17 protein-coding genes are annotated in these 15,201 nt (G+C 46.0%); 3 read left to right on the forward strand and 14 right to left on the reverse strand.

What is annotated here, in order from left to right; translation table 11 throughout:
* Window positions 1-55: 55 nt before the first annotated feature.
* Entirely contained in the window at window positions 56-1,519 is a 1,464-nt protein-coding gene (locus tag HQM15_00080; GenBank protein ID MBF0491161.1) for a hypothetical protein, read from the reverse strand.
* 187 nt (window positions 1,520-1,706) lie between these two features.
* On the opposite strand from HQM15_00080, the gene HQM15_00085 reads away from it, so the two are divergent.
* From HQM15_00085 to HQM15_00095, 3 genes are all read left to right on the forward strand, one after another.
* A complete protein-coding gene (locus HQM15_00085) occupies window positions 1,707-2,036 on the forward strand; it encodes a hypothetical protein (protein ID MBF0491162.1) in 330 nt (109 codons plus the stop codon).
* 131 nt (window positions 2,037-2,167) lie between these two features.
* Window positions 2,168-2,728 (forward strand): DUF4416 family protein, encoded by a 561-nt coding sequence (locus tag HQM15_00090; protein ID MBF0491163.1) that lies wholly within the window; start codon window positions 2,168-2,170, stop codon window positions 2,726-2,728.
* A 10-nt stretch (window positions 2,729-2,738) separates the two neighbouring features.
* Window positions 2,739-3,629: a universal stress protein gene (locus HQM15_00095; protein ID MBF0491164.1), complete on the forward strand. Its 891-nt coding sequence runs from the start codon at window positions 2,739-2,741 to the stop codon at window positions 3,627-3,629.
* Here the strand turns inward: HQM15_00095 and pilO are convergent.
* From pilO to nrfD, 13 genes are all read right to left on the reverse strand, one after another.
* Window positions 3,610-5,148 (reverse strand): type 4a pilus biogenesis protein PilO, encoded by a 1,539-nt coding sequence (gene pilO, locus HQM15_00100; GenBank protein ID MBF0491165.1) that lies wholly within the window; start codon window positions 5,146-5,148, stop codon window positions 3,610-3,612. The two genes, HQM15_00095 and pilO, sit on opposite strands and share 20 nt — an antisense overlap.
* Before the next feature lie 5 nt (window positions 5,149-5,153).
* Window positions 5,154-5,750 carry a hypothetical protein gene (locus HQM15_00105; GenBank protein ID MBF0491166.1) on the reverse strand — a complete coding sequence of 199 codons (597 nt, stop codon included), beginning with the start codon at window positions 5,748-5,750 and terminating at the stop codon, window positions 5,154-5,156.
* On the reverse strand, window positions 5,747-6,670 hold the full coding sequence (locus tag HQM15_00110) for a hypothetical protein (protein MBF0491167.1): 924 nt from the start codon (window positions 6,668-6,670) through the stop codon (window positions 5,747-5,749). Before HQM15_00110 ends, HQM15_00105 begins: the two co-directional genes overlap by 4 nt.
* Window positions 6,670-7,287, reverse strand: a complete 618-nt coding sequence (locus tag HQM15_00115) for a tetratricopeptide repeat protein (GenBank protein ID MBF0491168.1) — start codon at window positions 7,285-7,287, stop codon at window positions 6,670-6,672. The genes HQM15_00110 and HQM15_00115 overlap by 1 nt, the downstream gene beginning before the upstream one ends.
* Window positions 7,288-7,567: 280 nt before the next feature.
* The gene (locus tag HQM15_00120) at window positions 7,568-8,296 is read right to left on the reverse strand and encodes a hypothetical protein (protein ID MBF0491169.1); all 729 of its coding nucleotides are present in this window, start codon (window positions 8,294-8,296) and stop codon (window positions 7,568-7,570) included.
* The gene (locus tag HQM15_00125) at window positions 8,293-8,676 is read right to left on the reverse strand and encodes a cytochrome c-type biogenesis protein CcmH (protein ID MBF0491170.1); all 384 of its coding nucleotides are present in this window, start codon (window positions 8,674-8,676) and stop codon (window positions 8,293-8,295) included. The genes HQM15_00120 and HQM15_00125 overlap by 4 nt, the downstream gene beginning before the upstream one ends.
* Window positions 8,673-9,206, reverse strand: a complete 534-nt coding sequence (locus tag HQM15_00130) for a TlpA family protein disulfide reductase (GenBank protein ID MBF0491171.1) — start codon at window positions 9,204-9,206, stop codon at window positions 8,673-8,675. The genes HQM15_00125 and HQM15_00130 overlap by 4 nt, the downstream gene beginning before the upstream one ends.
* Before the next feature lie 5 nt (window positions 9,207-9,211).
* Window positions 9,212-11,170: a heme lyase CcmF/NrfE family subunit gene (locus HQM15_00135; protein ID MBF0491172.1), complete on the reverse strand. Its 1,959-nt coding sequence runs from the start codon at window positions 11,168-11,170 to the stop codon at window positions 9,212-9,214.
* A complete protein-coding gene (locus HQM15_00140; GenBank protein MBF0491173.1) occupies window positions 11,167-11,628 on the reverse strand; it encodes a cytochrome c maturation protein CcmE in 462 nt (153 codons plus the stop codon). Before HQM15_00140 ends, HQM15_00135 begins: the two co-directional genes overlap by 4 nt.
* Before the next feature lie 121 nt (window positions 11,629-11,749).
* Window positions 11,750-12,424, reverse strand: coding sequence for a cytochrome c biogenesis protein CcsA (gene ccsA / locus HQM15_00145; protein MBF0491174.1), 675 nt, complete (start codon window positions 12,422-12,424; stop codon window positions 11,750-11,752).
* A 181-nt stretch (window positions 12,425-12,605) separates the two neighbouring features.
* Window positions 12,606-13,280 carry a heme exporter protein CcmB gene (locus HQM15_00150; protein MBF0491175.1) on the reverse strand — a complete coding sequence of 225 codons (675 nt, stop codon included), beginning with the start codon at window positions 13,278-13,280 and terminating at the stop codon, window positions 12,606-12,608.
* Window positions 13,277-13,957, reverse strand: coding sequence for an ABC transporter ATP-binding protein (locus HQM15_00155; GenBank protein MBF0491176.1), 681 nt, complete (start codon window positions 13,955-13,957; stop codon window positions 13,277-13,279). The genes HQM15_00150 and HQM15_00155 overlap by 4 nt, the downstream gene beginning before the upstream one ends.
* Window positions 13,957-15,192, reverse strand: a complete 1,236-nt coding sequence (nrfD, locus tag HQM15_00160) for a polysulfide reductase NrfD (protein ID MBF0491177.1) — start codon at window positions 15,190-15,192, stop codon at window positions 13,957-13,959. Before nrfD ends, HQM15_00155 begins: the two co-directional genes overlap by 1 nt.
* Window positions 15,193-15,201: the final 9 nt, after the last annotated feature.

The raw sequence follows: 15,201 nt of genomic DNA on the forward strand, positions 1-15,201 counted from the left end.
ACAACACCGAAGGGCATTTGCGCAGTAGGTTGGGAAGGAAGTCTAGCATAAATATTCAAAGCCCAACCGGCAAGTATACATCAAACCGGCTGCCCTTACTCTCCTGACTATGTACGGTGATTTTCCCTTGATGTTCTTCCACAATGCCAAACACGATAGAAAGCCCAAGGCCTGTGCCTTGCCCATTTTGCTTGGCTGAGAAAAAGGGTTCAAAAAGCTTTGCTTGTACTTCGCTACTCATCCCTAAGCCGCTATCCTGGACGCTTACCTTGATCCAAGGCAATAATTGTTGGTCTTCGAGAACTTGAGAACTGTGAAGGCTGAGCACTCCCCCGGAGGGCATCGCCTGGAGCGCATTCCGAATGAGATTGCTAAATACCTGTACCAGTTGGTCTGGATCTGCTTGTAGGAGAGGCAGATTGTCTTGAAAATCTTTGATCACCTCTACTCTACTCACTTGTTTTTCAGAAAGTCCCTCAAAAAGTTCTAAGGTTTGATGAATCAATTTATTGATATCAACCGGCGTTCTCCTCAAAGGACGACGCCTTGCAAAGGTGAGCACGTCTTCAATCATATTGCTGACCAACTTGCTTTGTCCTACGATGAGAGTTAAGTTTTTTTCTAAAACTTCTTTTTCATCAAGCTTTCTCAAACTTTGTGAGGCACGACCTTCTATCACCGAGAGAGGACTACCCATTTCGTGCGCTAGGCCCGCAGCAAATTTACCGAGCACAGCCAAATTTTCAGACTGCTTTAGTTGTCGGATGAGTGCTTCTTTTTCCTGAGACGATTTTGAGAGAACATTTTCCAATTCCTGAAGGTGACTTTCGCGTTCTTCAAACTCCTGCTTTAAAATCGAGATCTCATGCCCTTGAGATAGCTTGTTGCTTTTTTTTGAGCGACTCTGGAGTTCTTTAATCAAACCAGCGATAGGTTTATTGATATTACGCTGGATAAGAAAAAAAATGGTGGAAAGGATGAAGACATAAAACAAAATGAGCGAACTAAAGACCTTGCGTTGATAGCCCCGGTATTCGATACCCGAAGAATTAAAGGCATCATAAATTTGCAACACGCCTAGTAAATCGCCCTCTGGATTTTTTAAAGCAAAACTACAGACAACCAGGGGTTTCCCAGAATGACTGAGACGAGTCACAATCGCTTCATCCGGATCTTCGGTTTCAATTTGTTTAATCAGAGGAAGCACATTTCCAACGGGGATGTGGGTAAGACTTTTGGTCTCGTAGAAAAGCTCTCCACTTTTCATAAAGACACGCATCCCTAAAGGTTGTTCAAATACGGCGATACGATTGAGAAATTTTTTAAGGGTCGCAAAATTTTCTCCCGGAAGGTTGGCCTCCAGGATTTCCCGCATTGATTCACCAAAGGCTTCGGTACGATTGATAATTTGGTCTTCTGCATAACTTTTTTCCTGATGCAGCAAAAAATAACCGTAGATTGCCGAGGCAAGCGCACCTAGAATCAAAAAGTAGATGAGAACACGGTTTCCTAAAGTCATATAAAAGTTTTTGTAGAAAAAATCCTGAGTTTGTAGAAAAACTCTACAGCTTCTTTTCCGCAATTAACCTACACTTTTAAAAAAATCAAAGGATATTAGGGGATTAACTCAAACAGTTTTTTGGCATGCTTGCTGCGTATCACAAGCATTGTGAATTTGTTTGTTAACTTTATAAAGGAGAAAAAATATGAATAAGAAATTACTTTCTTATGCTCTCACTGCAGTAATGGCATTAAGTTTAGCGGGAAGCATACATGCAAAGGAAGAAGCCGGTAAAGCAGTAGAAAAAGCAGCTGCCACAAAGACCGAAGCAAAAACAGAAAAAGTAGCGGAAGCAAAGACCGATAAAGCAGCTGCAAAGACAGAGAAAGCTGCTGAACCCAAAGCCGAAGAAAAAACCGAAGCCCCCAAAGCCAAGAAAAAAGTAAAAAAGTCCAAGAAGAAAGCGGCCGCAACTGAAGAAGTAAAGAAGGAAGAACCCAAGAAAGAAGTCAAAAAAGAAGAACCTAAGAAGTAGTTTTTCTGACGATGTTAGGAGAGAAGAGCCGCATCTCGTATGAGATGCGGCTTTTTTTCTTTTTGGAACCTTTTAGAGCTGCCCTTAAGATTAGGTTGTCTTCCTTCCCCGTTCTTAGGTAGTGAAGACGGGTGGAAATCTTAGCCTATCGTAGTAATTTGATGATTGTCCTTTTTTACCGCGAAGTGGAACTGCTGCCTCAGTTGCGTGAAATTTTGCTGCGTCGTTGGGGCTTGCCCCACTTTGAAAGTGAGACCCAAATAGTTCAAACTCCCTCTGCCTTTCAGCAAGAAATGGGTTCCCCGCTCTCGAAAAATGTATTCTCTTTTCCAAAATTAATAGAGCCCAGCGAATTTGTCTTAATCAAGAATGCCTGCATTACCCTAGAGGAAAAATTTTGCGAGCGAGGACTAAGAAAAATAAATTTAGATGTCTGGTCTTTAGACGATTCTAAATGGGTCTACTATGCACGAAAATCCTTGCCCCATCGATTGTATCATTCCAATGGTATTCACCAGGATTTGCAACTCTTGTTTCTAAAAGAAAAACTCCAGGTTTTGCCCTGGAGTTTTACGGAAGTAAAAAATCATTCCTATGAAGAAGATCTACTGCAAATTCGAAATTTATATCTGGAAAAATTAAAAGAACTGAAACAAATTTTAGTACCCCCTTCTATTTCGAGTTTTAAATAAGGAAGAAATTATGAGACCCATTGAACGTGTCTTGGCCACCATTGATCATTCCGCTGTTTCGGAAGAAATTTTAAAGGCCTCCTATAGCCTGGCCAAAAAATTTAAATCCAAACTTTGGGTGTTAAATGTTGTGCCTCAATCGCCCTTTGATGGAACTTTTTTTAGCCCGCTCAGTGAACAGGCCCTGGCTCAAATGGAAGCCCAGGCACAAAAAAAAATACAGGAAACTTTATCCTCCTTCAACGATGAGGGCCTAGAAGTGCATAAAGAAGTGAAGTTGGGAGCTCCTTATGTAGAAATTTTGAAACTCGCCAAAAAAAACAAAATCAGTCTGATCATTGCGGGATCTCACGGTCGAAAGGGTTGGAAAAATCTTTTTCTCGGGTCAGTGGCCGAAACCCTGATTCGTCGGGCGGAATGTCCGGTTTGGATTTTAAAAGCGCCTTTTAGTCCTCCTAAAAAGATCTTGGTCCCCATCGATTTGTCGGAGCCCTCCCGCGCATCCCTTCCCTGGGCCTTGTTGCTCGCTAAGGCTTATGGTGCCGCCCTACATTTACTCTGCGTTTTTGAGCCCATTATTCTTCCAGATTATATGCAGGTGGATTACACGGAATTTGAATTGAAGATGAAAGAGAACAAGAAGGAAGAATTTTCAAAGTTGGTTCAGGAACTCTCCGGCTCGGCGATTCCAGTGACCGGCGAATTTTTAGAAGGAGACCCGCGTTTCAAAATTGAGGAAATTCAAAAATTACAGAATTGCGATTTGATCTTACTTTCCACTCAGGGAAAATCGTTCATTGCTTGCAAACTCCTGGGTTCCGTAGCCGCACATGTGGTTCGAGATGTCTCTTGCTCTACCATTACTGTTCGACCGGATGGATTCAAGTTGAAGGACATTTAGGGTCGATATGGAGAGAGGATCCCCATAATTGTTCCAGAGGATCTTCCAGGTCTTCAAAGGGAACACCCGCTATGTCTTCCACCTCGGAAGGTTTAAGTTTTCTTTTTCCTGAACTCTTTCCTCCTCCCGTAGTTCCCTGGGGAGGGGTATCGGGATTATTTTGCTGAGGGGTTTCCCCCGAAATATAGGTATTCCCACTATTGCCGTTGTTTCCGTTGGCTTCCTGTTGAGTTCCAGCAGGGCTGGCCAGTTCACTGGGGGGCCCCGCATCCGACCCATTATCGTTATTGTTACTATTATTGCTATTTTCAGATTCACCGTCCGAATTAGCTCCTGACCCGGAGGAAGCAACACGCATATCCTGACCTCCTTCATTTGAAGTACTTCCGGCTCCAGGAATGCCACCCCCACCGCCGCCCTGAGGTTTCAGGATATCTTTTGATTTCTCTTCCGATTCAGTATTTTTTTCTCCGCCCCTTCCCTTTTCAGAATCTTGTCTCTCTTCATCAACAGGAGGCGAATCTTGCTTTGAATCCGGAGCTGCTTCTCCCTGAGATTCTGGTCTTAAAGACCGCGATTCTACACGCCTCAAAATACTATTTTCTCTATCGTCTGACACTGTCCCAGGCTTATCAGAAATTTTCAGAACGACTTGCACCTCCCCACGCTGCAACACCACTTCTTGAGGACGAACTTCCGCCAGTTTAAATTCAGCCACCTCATCTCCTACCTCAAATAATTTTCCGTTAATGAGAGCGCTCGGATGTGCAGACCCTGCCATCGTCGAGGTCAACATCAAATCACGAACCGACCAGGCCCCTATTTCTCTGGGTTTGGCAGCAAAAGGAGATTTTGAATTTTTTGAACTATTGAGCTCAATCAGAATATCAGTGGCTGTATCCGAACGAGAGGTAGTGGATTGGGCGATAGGAGGCGTTTTTGGGTCACCCACGTAGAGAGTCCCCTTGGCAATCAAGCGAACCTGACTCCTATTATTTTGGTCTAAAGGTTTTACTTCTATAGACTCAATTTTTACTATCTGGGGAAAACTACGGATGGTAGCCAAATATTCTGCAATTCCATCGTAACTTCCCGTAAGCTTCAAATCCAGATCCATCTGACTGAACCCGGCCTTCTGAACTTTGACACCAAAATTATAATCTTCCAAATGGGCCAGCTTTTCGTATTCAGCCTTTGTCAACTCGGCCACAAGTTCCGAAGAAACCACATCAGCAGTGTTGGATCGTTCAAAAATATCCTTTACCTTACGGGCAACCGCCTGTTTCCCCATTTCTACTTTCTCACCTGTTTTTCCAGGACTTGATTTAGACTTCAAAATTTTCTGATAGGCAGCAAACTCCAAACGTTTGGCCTCCAGCTGAGAAACTGTATCGTGAAGATTGGCATTGAGAGGAAAAATATAATTTTTTAAAGCCAAGATCAACACCAAGGCCATTACAGCGCCCCAAATCCCCATCTCTTTTGGTGTTGCCAGTTTTTTCCAATTTATTTTCTTCATAGGGTTTAAGGCGTCTTCAGCTGACCTGTAATTTTGAACTTTTGTGGGGCATTAAGCTCTTTTGAAGTCGCTCCACCCGATTTTAAATTCACCTGTGAAAAGGCGTTAAAACTTCGAAGCCGGTCTGCAAAGCCAGGCAACAACCGTGACTGGTAGGTGGTTCCTTCTATCAGAATTTCGGGTGCAGCACTGGCTACAACTGCAGTCACTGCCGGCTTTGCCCCATTTTTATTATCAACAGCTGTCTTCGCCGAAGCTGAAGCCGAAGTAGAGGCTTGAATATTTTCCAACCAGATACTCTCCGAAAGAGAGCCCGAAATTGCCCTCATGGCATCGGACCAATCGGGTTCATTCAACATAATAAGGGTCACTGTCTCCACCGGGCTCAAACTGTTTCCTCCTACATTAATCCCCTGGGTTTTTTTTATCCCCTCAATCTGCAGACTCAAGTCGCTCAATTCCTGAGAAAAATTTTGGGCGCGTTGAGATTGAACGACATAAAAAAGTACAAAAATAACAAGAAACAAAACACTCACCCAAACCATCTTTTCGTAACTGAGTGCCGAATTGTCTTCCTTGAAAAAATTAACGCGCGCGCTCATAACTCACTCCTTGGAAACACGGCCATCCCCAGCTCCGCAGCAAAGCGATATGCGATTTTTTGTTCTTCTTCCAAAAAGAGAACCTGAGTAGTTCCCTCCCCCATTTTCATACACTTTACTGCAAACAGGCTACTTAAAGCAGACGGACTTTCTTCTTCCCAGTCTCCTGCAATCCAAATTTCATCCAATTGAGGCAGATCGGATTTCAACAAAAATTCATCCATCAAACTTTGAAAACGTGAGCCTAAATCGCTTGGGCTGGGTGTAAAAGAAGTTCCCTCTTCCACTTCCTCTTCAAAAAACCCCCAATGAAAAAACTGTCCTTCCTTAAGCCCGACAAAATCACCCCTTTTCCCCGTAAAATATAAAATCCCCACATTTTTTTTGAGCGCAGGATCCAAAGTGTGAGCCCAAGCCACCAAAGTGAGTGGAAGAGGCTCCGCAGCGGCGGCCTTCAGTTTAAGGGATTCGACTTTCTGTTTTAACTCAAACACCGCACTCTTGGCCAAGCCATACACCCAAAATTCAGCGGTTTTTGCGGAGGCAATTCCATTGGCATGAAAACAAATTTGGGCGTTGGCCGCGGCTTCTTTCGATTCGGTATACAACTGCCAACGCAAGGCCTGGGCAATATCCTTTTTGGTGGCAGCAGGAATGGTTGCTTTTTTAATTTTCATTTGGGGATGGACAAAACTCAAACCCACTTCCGTTTCGGACTTAAGGGCCGCTTGAATAAGAAACTCTAACTGTGCTTCGGGCTTTTCAGGGAGTTCAAGCTCCTTCATACTCATCACCCGAATCTTCTCATTTTGGGGCATGCAATTCACCACGCGAAGCTTTTTGTCCTTAAAGCCTATGCCCCTTCCCAAAATACCTTTGGGTTTAAACAATTTTTCTAAATCCTTTAAATCGAAATCCATTAGAGACCTTCCTCCAGGTGCCGAATACGCTCGCGAGCCATGGCAGGCTCTGGCCGACTGTCATTGGTGGAAATCATTTTTAAATATTGTTGATAAGCCGAAATAGCTTGAAGAATTTGCCCATTTTTTTCGTAGGCAATTCCTAAATTGAGTTGGGCATCTAAATACGTGGAATCCTGTTTTAGAACCTCAGTCAGTAAATCCAGTGCCTCTTGTGTTTTCGTCATCTGAATCAGATTCACGGCATCATTGTTTTTGCAAGGTAGACATTCAGGGTATTTTAACAACAACTTTTTATACACCTTGTCTGCCTGAAGAAACTTTTTGGTTTTCCGATAGGCCATCCCCAGGTGAAGCTGTAAATCCATCTGTTCAGGATATTTCACAACGGCATCTTCCAGAAGGACAATCGCACGATCTCCCTGCCCATTATTGAGAGCAAGCACAGCGTTTTTAATAATTTCCCCAATTTCAGTTTTGGCTTCAATGCTTTGAGGTGCAATCGCATCTGGAAGACTTCCAGGATTCTGAAGACGTCCCCAGGCAAAAAGGACCAACAGTAATGGAACAAGGGTTACCAAAGTTAATTTCAATTTTTGATTTTGAAATAGTTTCATAGGCCGTGAGCAATTATTTTAACACGATAAGCAAAAAACCCAAGGAGAAAGGTCAAAAAAAAGGCCCCGTCGTAACGGAACCTTTTTTTCAGCTTCTAAAACAGTTGTATCAGTTTTTGGGTCAAGGTTTTGAAATTGTTCCAGATTGAGGCGGGAGTCCATTCACCCGGAAGGAGGCGTAGCAGACGCTACGTTGACTGACGGGGGAATGGCTCCCAACGAAGAGCTGGGACAATTACGAAAGCTTGCTGGATTCGGCTACTGCCGAATCTAGGATTAGTTATTTGGGTGGAGTGCTGGTTGCCGCAAGGGCTTCATTCACTTTTTGAAGAAACATCTCCACCCGTGGACGTCCGGGATCATTCAGATTGGAAAATTTCATAAACTGATCCCAAGTCTCTTTGGCGCCCTTCCAATCTTGATTCTGAAACTGCACAATCCCCTTAAAGAGCAGGGCTTCTGGAAATTTTGGATTAGATTTCAGGGCGGCATCGAATTCTTGGAGGGCTTTTTCTTTTTCCTGCATGGCGGAATCAGACATGCCCATATGCGTGAGGGCCTCGGAATTTTTGGGATCGATTTGCAGGGCCTGTTCAGCCAGGTTAAAAACCATTTCGTAATCCTGGTTCTGTAAGGCCAGATGCCCCAGACGATTGAGGGCAGCGATATCTTTTGGATTTTTATCAATGCGTTTTTTGAGGGCTTCCATCTCTTTTTCGTCTACTTTTCCAATAGAGGCCTTGGTGGATCCGCCAGGCCCAGACCCAGACATAGGCTTTTTCATCATGCCTTCATCCCCTTCACGCGGACGAACTCCACCCACCAGACTCACAGCCACTCCAGCAACGAAGGCTGCAAGAAAAAGCACGAGGGCGGTCCGAGATAAAAAGCGCGATTTCTGGGTATTCCCCTGCGCCTTTTCTTTTCGTTCCAAAATGGCGGCAAAAATAGCAGCCATCAGCAAGGCCAAGGCACAGATAAAACCGACTAATGTTCCTGAAAGCGTCATATAGAATTTTCTCTCCGTCTACGCAACTGGATCACAATCACAGCCCCTCCCCCAAGCAATACCAGAACGGGCAAAACCCAGATCGTCAGATTCATTCCCTGGGCCTTGGGTTTGAGCAAGATCCATTCACCGTAGCGCTCTTCAAAATATTTGGTAATTTCTTCATCACTTTTCCCCGCAGCCACCTGTTGCCTGATCACATCCATCATCTCATTGGCTAGGGTGGAGGGGGATTCCGAAACGGGAACTCCTCGACAGACCGGACAACGAATTTGAGAACCCAGGCTTTTGATGCGCTCATTAGGATCGGTGGAGGGCTTGGCACAGGCAACGACAAGACCAAAAACGACCATCATTATGAGCTTCCAGAAAGATTTCATGGTGTTCCCCCTGCGTTTTTGGAAAACAGCTGATCGAGCTGGCCCATGATAATTTCTGAGCTGAGTATCCCCGCGTGCTTGTAGCGAACCCTGCCTTGAGCATCTATAAAGAAAGTCTCGGGAACCCCTGAAACACCGTAATCAATCGCTGTTTTAAGTCCTGGATCCAGAAGAATAGGAACACCTGGCCCATATTGGGTTATGAATTTCTTCGCATTCTCTGGGGTATCTTCATAAAGGATCGAATAAAAAGCTACCCCTTGAGGAGAGAGACGCTCATAGGCCTGCTTCAAAAGATTATATTCCGCGGCGCAGGGGCCACACCAGGTCGACCAAAAATTAAGAATCAGGGGTTTGCCCCGGGCCATCTCCAAAGAAATTTTTTTCCCATCTAAGCTGGTCAACTCAAAGGCCGACGCCTTTTTTTCCAAAATGACAGATGGCAAGTCGCGAGGATCTCGCTGGAGACTGAAATAAAGCAGGGCAATGGTGGGAACAAAAATAGCCAAAAAAATGAGGAGTTTTTTCATAAAATCTACTCTTTCTTTTTCCGACCCAGGGCCAAGGCCATAAAGCCTCCCGTCATCACCACGATACCCCCTATCCAAATCCATACCACCGCAGGAGTCAGGATGGCGTGGAGGGTAATCTTGGAGCCATTTTTTTCGAAACTCAAAAGAGTAAGATAGAGATCTTCCACCCCAGTAGAACGCACAGCGGGGCTACCAATGGGCTCATCTCTACCCGAATAGTAGTTCGACTGAGGAAAAAGCGAGCCCAAGGACTTGCCTTTGCTCGTAACGTCCACATCGGCCTTTACTTCATAACGCCTAGGGGTGTCTTCGCCGAAAATCTCTCGGAAGGTCAGGCTATAATCCCCAATGCTCGCCGACTGTCCCTTCTCGAGAATAATCATTCGGTCTTGCGCGTAGCTGCTGGAAATCGCCACCGCCACAATAATCATCAAGGCCCCAAAGTGTGCAACAAAGCCGCCATAACGGCGCGGGTTATCGGGAAAAAGCCTGAAGAATTCTGCAAGGCAAGAACTTTTTCTGTTCTGGGCCCGCAGCCTGGCCGTCTGAATCATTTCAATACACATCACAAAAAATGCAAAACTCGCCAGCGTGATCATTCCAACGACAAGGGGATGAGTTTTCCCCCACACGAAGCAAAGAGCCAGCGGAAGCAGAGCTAGGAGGGCCGGCCATTGGGCGGCCTTTACAAAGGCCTTGGCCTCTGTTTTTCTCCACGGCGTAATGAGCCCTATCCCCATCAGCAGGAGCATCATCCCCACAATGGGAATCGTCATTTGATTAAAATAAGGCTGACCAATCGAGATTCTTTTGCCTTGAACGGCTTCCACCACCAGCGGGTAGATGGTTCCTAAAAACACAACAAAGCAGAAGCTGACAAAAAGTAGATTGTTGAAGAGAAAAAGCACTTCGAGACTGAAGATATTTTCCACGCGTCCGGGATTACGAAATTTCGGTGCCTGCCACAAAAGGAGAGACAACGAGGTCGCCAGGATAACTGTCATGAAAATTAAAAAGTAGGGACCTACATGCGATTCGGTAAAAGAATGGACACTGTCCAAGACTCCACTTCGGGTAAGAAAGGTTCCAAGCAGGGTGAGAAGAAAGGTGAGCACCGCAAGAATAAGATTCCAGACCGGCAACATCTTTCGTTTTTCCTGCACAATCATCGAGTGCACCAGCGCCGTTCCTGCAAGCCAGGGCATAAAACTCGCATTTTCTACGGGATCCCAGGCCCAGTAACCTCCCCAACCCAACACAGCGTAGGACCACCAGCCCCCCAAAACAATGGCCATCGAGAGAAAAGACCAGGCAAACAAGGCCCAGCGACGAGTCATTTCTATCCACTGACCCGGTAGGTCTTGCTCGATCATCGCCGCAATGGCAAAGGCGAAGGGAATGGTAAAGCCGATATACCCCATATAAAGGAAAGGCGGATGGATGGACATCAACCAGTGATTTTGCAGCAAGGGATTGGGGCCAGGTCCATTTTGTGGAACCGGGGAAACAGCAATAAAAGGATTGGAAGGAAGGGCCAGCAAAACAAAAAAGAAGAGCTCCACAAAAAGCAGCGTGATGCCAACCCAACACATTATTTTTTGCTCGCGCTCACGATAAAAGTAGATGCAAACCGCCGAATACGCCGACAAGATCCATCCCCAAAAGAGAATGGAACCTGCCAGCGAACTCCAGAGAGAAATGGCGCTAATCCAACGCGGGGTCTCCAGACTTCCGACCTGCGCAACGTAGCTGACGCTGAAATCGTCGTTGAGCAAGGCATGCACCATCGCCAGATTGGCAAGGGTCATGAGAACAAAATTGGCGTAAACCGACGCCCGGGCGTAAGCCAAGGCCGTGTCATTTTCCAGTTTGCGTCCCAAAAAATAGAGCAGCATGCCGAAAACGCAGAAACCAATCGCCAGGGCAATGGAAATATTTCCAATGTAGACAATGTAGTTCATTTTGTATTTCCCTCAAGACCTTTCTCTTTTTTAAGTGAGCGATAGATCTCCTGGGGAATCATTCCTTCTTTGGGAGGACGATACTCATTGCCGTGTTTGACCATCAGACGTTCTGCATTGAAGTGCCCATCCGCCTGCATGGAACCCTCCACCACCACCCCCATGCCTTCATGAAACATTTGCGGCGGGGTCTTGCTGCTGGTCACCCGTACTGAATTTTTATCATCTTTTACCGAAAAATTGAGGATATTGCCTTCCTGTTTTACCGAACCCTCCAGCACCACTCCTCCCAGGCGCACAGGGTTTCCAACGGCTGCCTGCCCCTTAGCCAGAACTTCGGTAGGCGTCACAAAATAAACCATATTTTGCTCCAGCCCTCCCCACATGATATAGGCAATGGCCCCTGCGATGATGGCCACCGCCAGAAGACTAAAAATCTGTCGTCGTGAAAATTTCATAGGGACGTCGCCTCGTTCTTCTTCACAGCTCTCCAGCGTATCCAGAGAGTTAAGCCGTAAAGACCGAAAGCAACCCAGGGCGCCGCATAGGCCGCTCGAATGTATTCCCAACCACCTTGAATCATAGAAGCTCCTTCTTTCTTTCGGGAGGTAGCGCAAGCCTCTCCTCTAAAAGCGCCTCTCTCTTAGCGAGTCTCAGACGGAAAAACAAGAGGGCTAAACACATGGCCAAAAATGCAAAGGCAGAGAGCCGGAGAGAAACTACCATAGAAGGGGCCATCGTGTTTGGACTGGATTGAACCTGATGAAGCGAACGCCACCATTTCACCGACAGGTAAACTAGGGGGACATTGAGAAAAATGAGGAAACCCACACTGGCCGCCACCTTGGCCCGGCGTTCTGGATCTGAAATGAGTTGTCTTAAAACCAGATAGCCCGAGTACATCACAAAAAGTAATGCCGTGGTCGTCAGTCGTGGGTCCCAGGTCCACCAAACTCCCCAGGTCGGTCTCCCCCAAAGGGAACCCAGAAGCAGGGCCAGGCCATTCATAAGCAAACCGATTTCGGCCGCGCAATAAGCAAAACGGTCCCATTTTTCTTTTTTGCGGATCAGATAAGCCACTGATCCTACGAAGCTAAGGGTAAAAAATAATAAGGCCATCCAGGCTGCAGGGACATGGACGAAAAGAATACGATAGACGTCGCCCATCATCCCATCCGCCGGAGCGATAAACAATCCCCGATACTCAGCAAAACCCAGGAAGGCGACCACAAAAAGGGCAATAAGGATGTTCATGCGAAGACTCCCTAAACCTAGAAAAACAGGTTCAAATGCATTTTTCCCAGGGCAAGGGACTGAAATTGTTCCAGATTGAGGCGGAAGTCCATTCACCCGAAAGGAGACGTAGCCCAAGCTACGTTGACTGACGGGGGAATGGCTCCCAACGAAAAGCTGGGGCAATTGCAGTCCCTTGTTGCTAAACTCGATCAAATAAGGTTTCGGCGAAAAGTGTAGATCCCAGAAAAAATATGGTGTCAAATAAAATCAAAAGTTTAAGCCAGGCACGCTGTTGCCCAAAGAGATCATGGGCTAAAGATAAACTCGTCGCATTCACGGCGCACAAAAGAACCGGAACCAGCATGGGAAAAAGCAGCAATGGCAAAAGCATCTGTGCCTCCCGAAAACTCGCGGTAAGCCCCGCGTAAAGTGTGCCGATACTTGCAATTCCCACACTGCCCAAGAAGAGGCAAAGGCCCAGCGAAAATGAAAGGTTTTGATCAAACAAAACAGCCATCAAGGGAAGCATCACGAGCTGGAGACAAAGAGTATAGCTGAGATTCGTGAGAAATTTCCCCATGTATAGGGCACGAGGGTCTGTTCCCAAAAGAAGCAGACCTTCCCACTGCCCCTCTTCGGTTTCCTGGCGAAACGAGTGCGAAAGCGACAAAATGGAGGTAAAGAAAATCGAAAGCCAGAAAAGCCCCGGGGCCATTCGGCGCATGAGGTCTGGATCGACGCTTAAGGCGAAACTGAATAAAAGCAGCAACAAGACACCAAAGAGAATAATAGAAAGCAGGTTGTGCCCCTGTCGAAGTTCGGTCTTTAAGTCTTTTCGAAAAATGGCGCCTACCTGTTGTAAAAAAAGGCTCATACAGGCACCCCGTCATAGCTGATTGTTCCGTCTGAAATCACCAACAATCGATGTGCATGCTGCTTCGCATGACGAGGGTCATGGCTCGAGAGGAGAATGGTCTTCCCCTGCTTTTGCCAATCCTGAATCAGGCCATCCAAGATTTGTCGGCCTTCATCGTCCAGGGTGGGGTGGGGCTCATCCAAAAGGTAGAGATCGGTTTTAGATTGTTGCAGCAGGAGTCTTGCGAGCACCACGCGTTTTTTATTTCCTTCGGACAATTGGCTGATACGACGGTGTTCGTAAGGCTGAATTTTCAATTTTTCCAACAACTTTTGAATTTCCATATCCACTGTAGAGGAAGGAATTCCCAAAAGGGTGGCCACCAGTCTTAAATTTTCGCGAACGGTCAGGATATCGTAGAGTTGTTTTTCGTGACCCAAAAAACGAATTCGAGGTCGGATCTGAGCACGGTCCTCCTGCGCATCCAGACCCAACACCTTGATGCTCCCTGTCGAATGCGAGAGCAAGGTCGCAATGAGTTTGATAAAAGTGGATTTACCGGACCCGTTTTTACCAAAAAGGGCAACGGTCTCACCTTGAGGAATGCTCACATTGAGGCGACTTAAAACCCAACTCCGGCCATAGCGCTTTCCAGCCTCCAGCATCTCGATGGCATTCGGCTTTGCAGAAGACATCAATCCCTCTCTTTTAGTGATGACTTCTTCTCATAACGAAGTTCTCCTGTTAGGACCCCAGTAGTTACTTTTGCAATCACAGTAAACATCAAAGCCCCTATCGCGGCAATACCTAAGCACAAAACGACTTCGTCTAAATTTGGATAATACTCGGAAATCTCACCCAAAGGCGTGGGAATAAATCCGGGAATCACAAGGCCCATCCCCTTCTCTATCCACAGGCCTAAAATACACAGATGACAAGCAATCAGGAAAAGAACTTGATTGTTTCGGAACTGCTTAAAACTCACCAGCAACGCAGCAATAACATTCATGATCGTTGCCGGCCAGATAAACCAGATCAACAGGTGATGCCCTTTTAAACCAAAATAGAGATATTGGGCCGAGGCTGCATGCAGAGTTCCAGGATAGAGCTCCTTAAAAATTTCACACAAGAGGAGAAAAAGATTAATGGGCAGGGTCACTCGCATCACACTTTTCAAATAATCAAAGACCGTGCTCTTCACCGCTAGCTTCGTGTGGTAATTGACGGCAAGAAAAACTAAATAAAAAATTGCAGGGCCCACTGAAAAGGCGCTGATTATAAAACGGGGGGCCAGGATGGCTGTATTCCAAAAATAACGTGATCCTAAACCGGAAAGGAGAAAGGCCTCAGAAACCTGGATGCCAATCGCAAAGAACATCAAAACAAAAATAAGGGGATAGTATAAGTACCATTTTGTCTGCCGACCCATGTATCTCATATACAGAAGGTAGGCGGGGACATACAGGTTCAGGACAAAATAAATGTTAATGACCACCACATCCCAAGCTAAAATAGAGCTGGGAAGATTTAAATGCCCTCCCATGAATGGGATCATGTGCAAGAAACGCTCGGGACGTCCAATATCGGTGATAATGAAAAGAAGACACATGACAATGGCTGTAAATGCAAGCTGTTGCGCAAGAAGGACCACCTCTTTAATATCTTGATTACGATTAATATAGGCAGGAAAAACCAAAATGACCGCCGAGGCCGCCACGCCCACAAAATAGACAAAATTGGCAATCCCCAAGCCCCAGCTGACTTGATCCGACATATGAGTGACGATCAGCCCCTCAACCAATTGATGGTAGTAAAGCAGCCCTCCCCACCCAATCAAAGCCACAAGAAAACCCACCCAGAGGTAATAGAGCTTTCCCCCCTTAATGGCAAACCGGAACATCGATAACCAATAATTTAAATAGTTCCGCATAGTTCTCTT

This window comes from Deltaproteobacteria bacterium (genome assembly GCA_015233135.1).
GTDB lineage: Bacteria > UBA10199 > UBA10199 > JADFYH01 > JADFYH01 > JADFYH01.

Excerpts from the sequence above, each read along its gene's own strand:
- HQM15_00080 (MBF0491161.1), bottom strand. The coding sequence starts at position 1,519 with ATGACTTTAGGAAACCGTGTTCTCATCTACTTTTTGATTCTAGGTGCG.
- HQM15_00085 (MBF0491162.1), top strand. The coding sequence starts at position 1,707 with ATGAATAAGAAATTACTTTCTTATGCTCTCACTGCAGTAATGGCATTA.
- HQM15_00095 (MBF0491164.1), top strand. The coding sequence starts at position 2,739 with ATGAGACCCATTGAACGTGTCTTGGCCACCATTGATCATTCCGCTGTT.
- pilO (MBF0491165.1), bottom strand. The coding sequence starts at position 5,148 with ATGAAGAAAATAAATTGGAAAAAACTGGCAACACCAAAAGAGATGGGG.
- HQM15_00105 (MBF0491166.1), bottom strand. The coding sequence starts at position 5,750 with ATGAGCGCGCGCGTTAATTTTTTCAAGGAAGACAATTCGGCACTCAGT.
- HQM15_00110 (MBF0491167.1), bottom strand. The coding sequence starts at position 6,670 with ATGGATTTCGATTTAAAGGATTTAGAAAAATTGTTTAAACCCAAAGGT.
- HQM15_00115 (MBF0491168.1), bottom strand. The coding sequence starts at position 7,287 with ATGAAACTATTTCAAAATCAAAAATTGAAATTAACTTTGGTAACCCTT.
- HQM15_00120 (MBF0491169.1), bottom strand. The coding sequence starts at position 8,296 with ATGACGCTTTCAGGAACATTAGTCGGTTTTATCTGTGCCTTGGCCTTG.
- HQM15_00125 (MBF0491170.1), bottom strand. The coding sequence starts at position 8,676 with ATGAAATCTTTCTGGAAGCTCATAATGATGGTCGTTTTTGGTCTTGTC.
- HQM15_00130 (MBF0491171.1), bottom strand. The coding sequence starts at position 9,206 with ATGAAAAAACTCCTCATTTTTTTGGCTATTTTTGTTCCCACCATTGCC.
- HQM15_00135 (MBF0491172.1), bottom strand. The coding sequence starts at position 11,170 with ATGAACTACATTGTCTACATTGGAAATATTTCCATTGCCCTGGCGATT.
- HQM15_00140 (MBF0491173.1), bottom strand. The coding sequence starts at position 11,628 with ATGAAATTTTCACGACGACAGATTTTTAGTCTTCTGGCGGTGGCCATC.
- ccsA (MBF0491174.1), bottom strand. The coding sequence starts at position 12,424 with ATGAACATCCTTATTGCCCTTTTTGTGGTCGCCTTCCTGGGTTTTGCT.
- HQM15_00150 (MBF0491175.1), bottom strand. The coding sequence starts at position 13,280 with ATGAGCCTTTTTTTACAACAGGTAGGCGCCATTTTTCGAAAAGACTTA.
- HQM15_00155 (MBF0491176.1), bottom strand. The coding sequence starts at position 13,957 with ATGTCTTCTGCAAAGCCGAATGCCATCGAGATGCTGGAGGCTGGAAAG.
- nrfD (MBF0491177.1), bottom strand. The coding sequence starts at position 15,192 with ATGCGGAACTATTTAAATTATTGGTTATCGATGTTCCGGTTTGCCATT.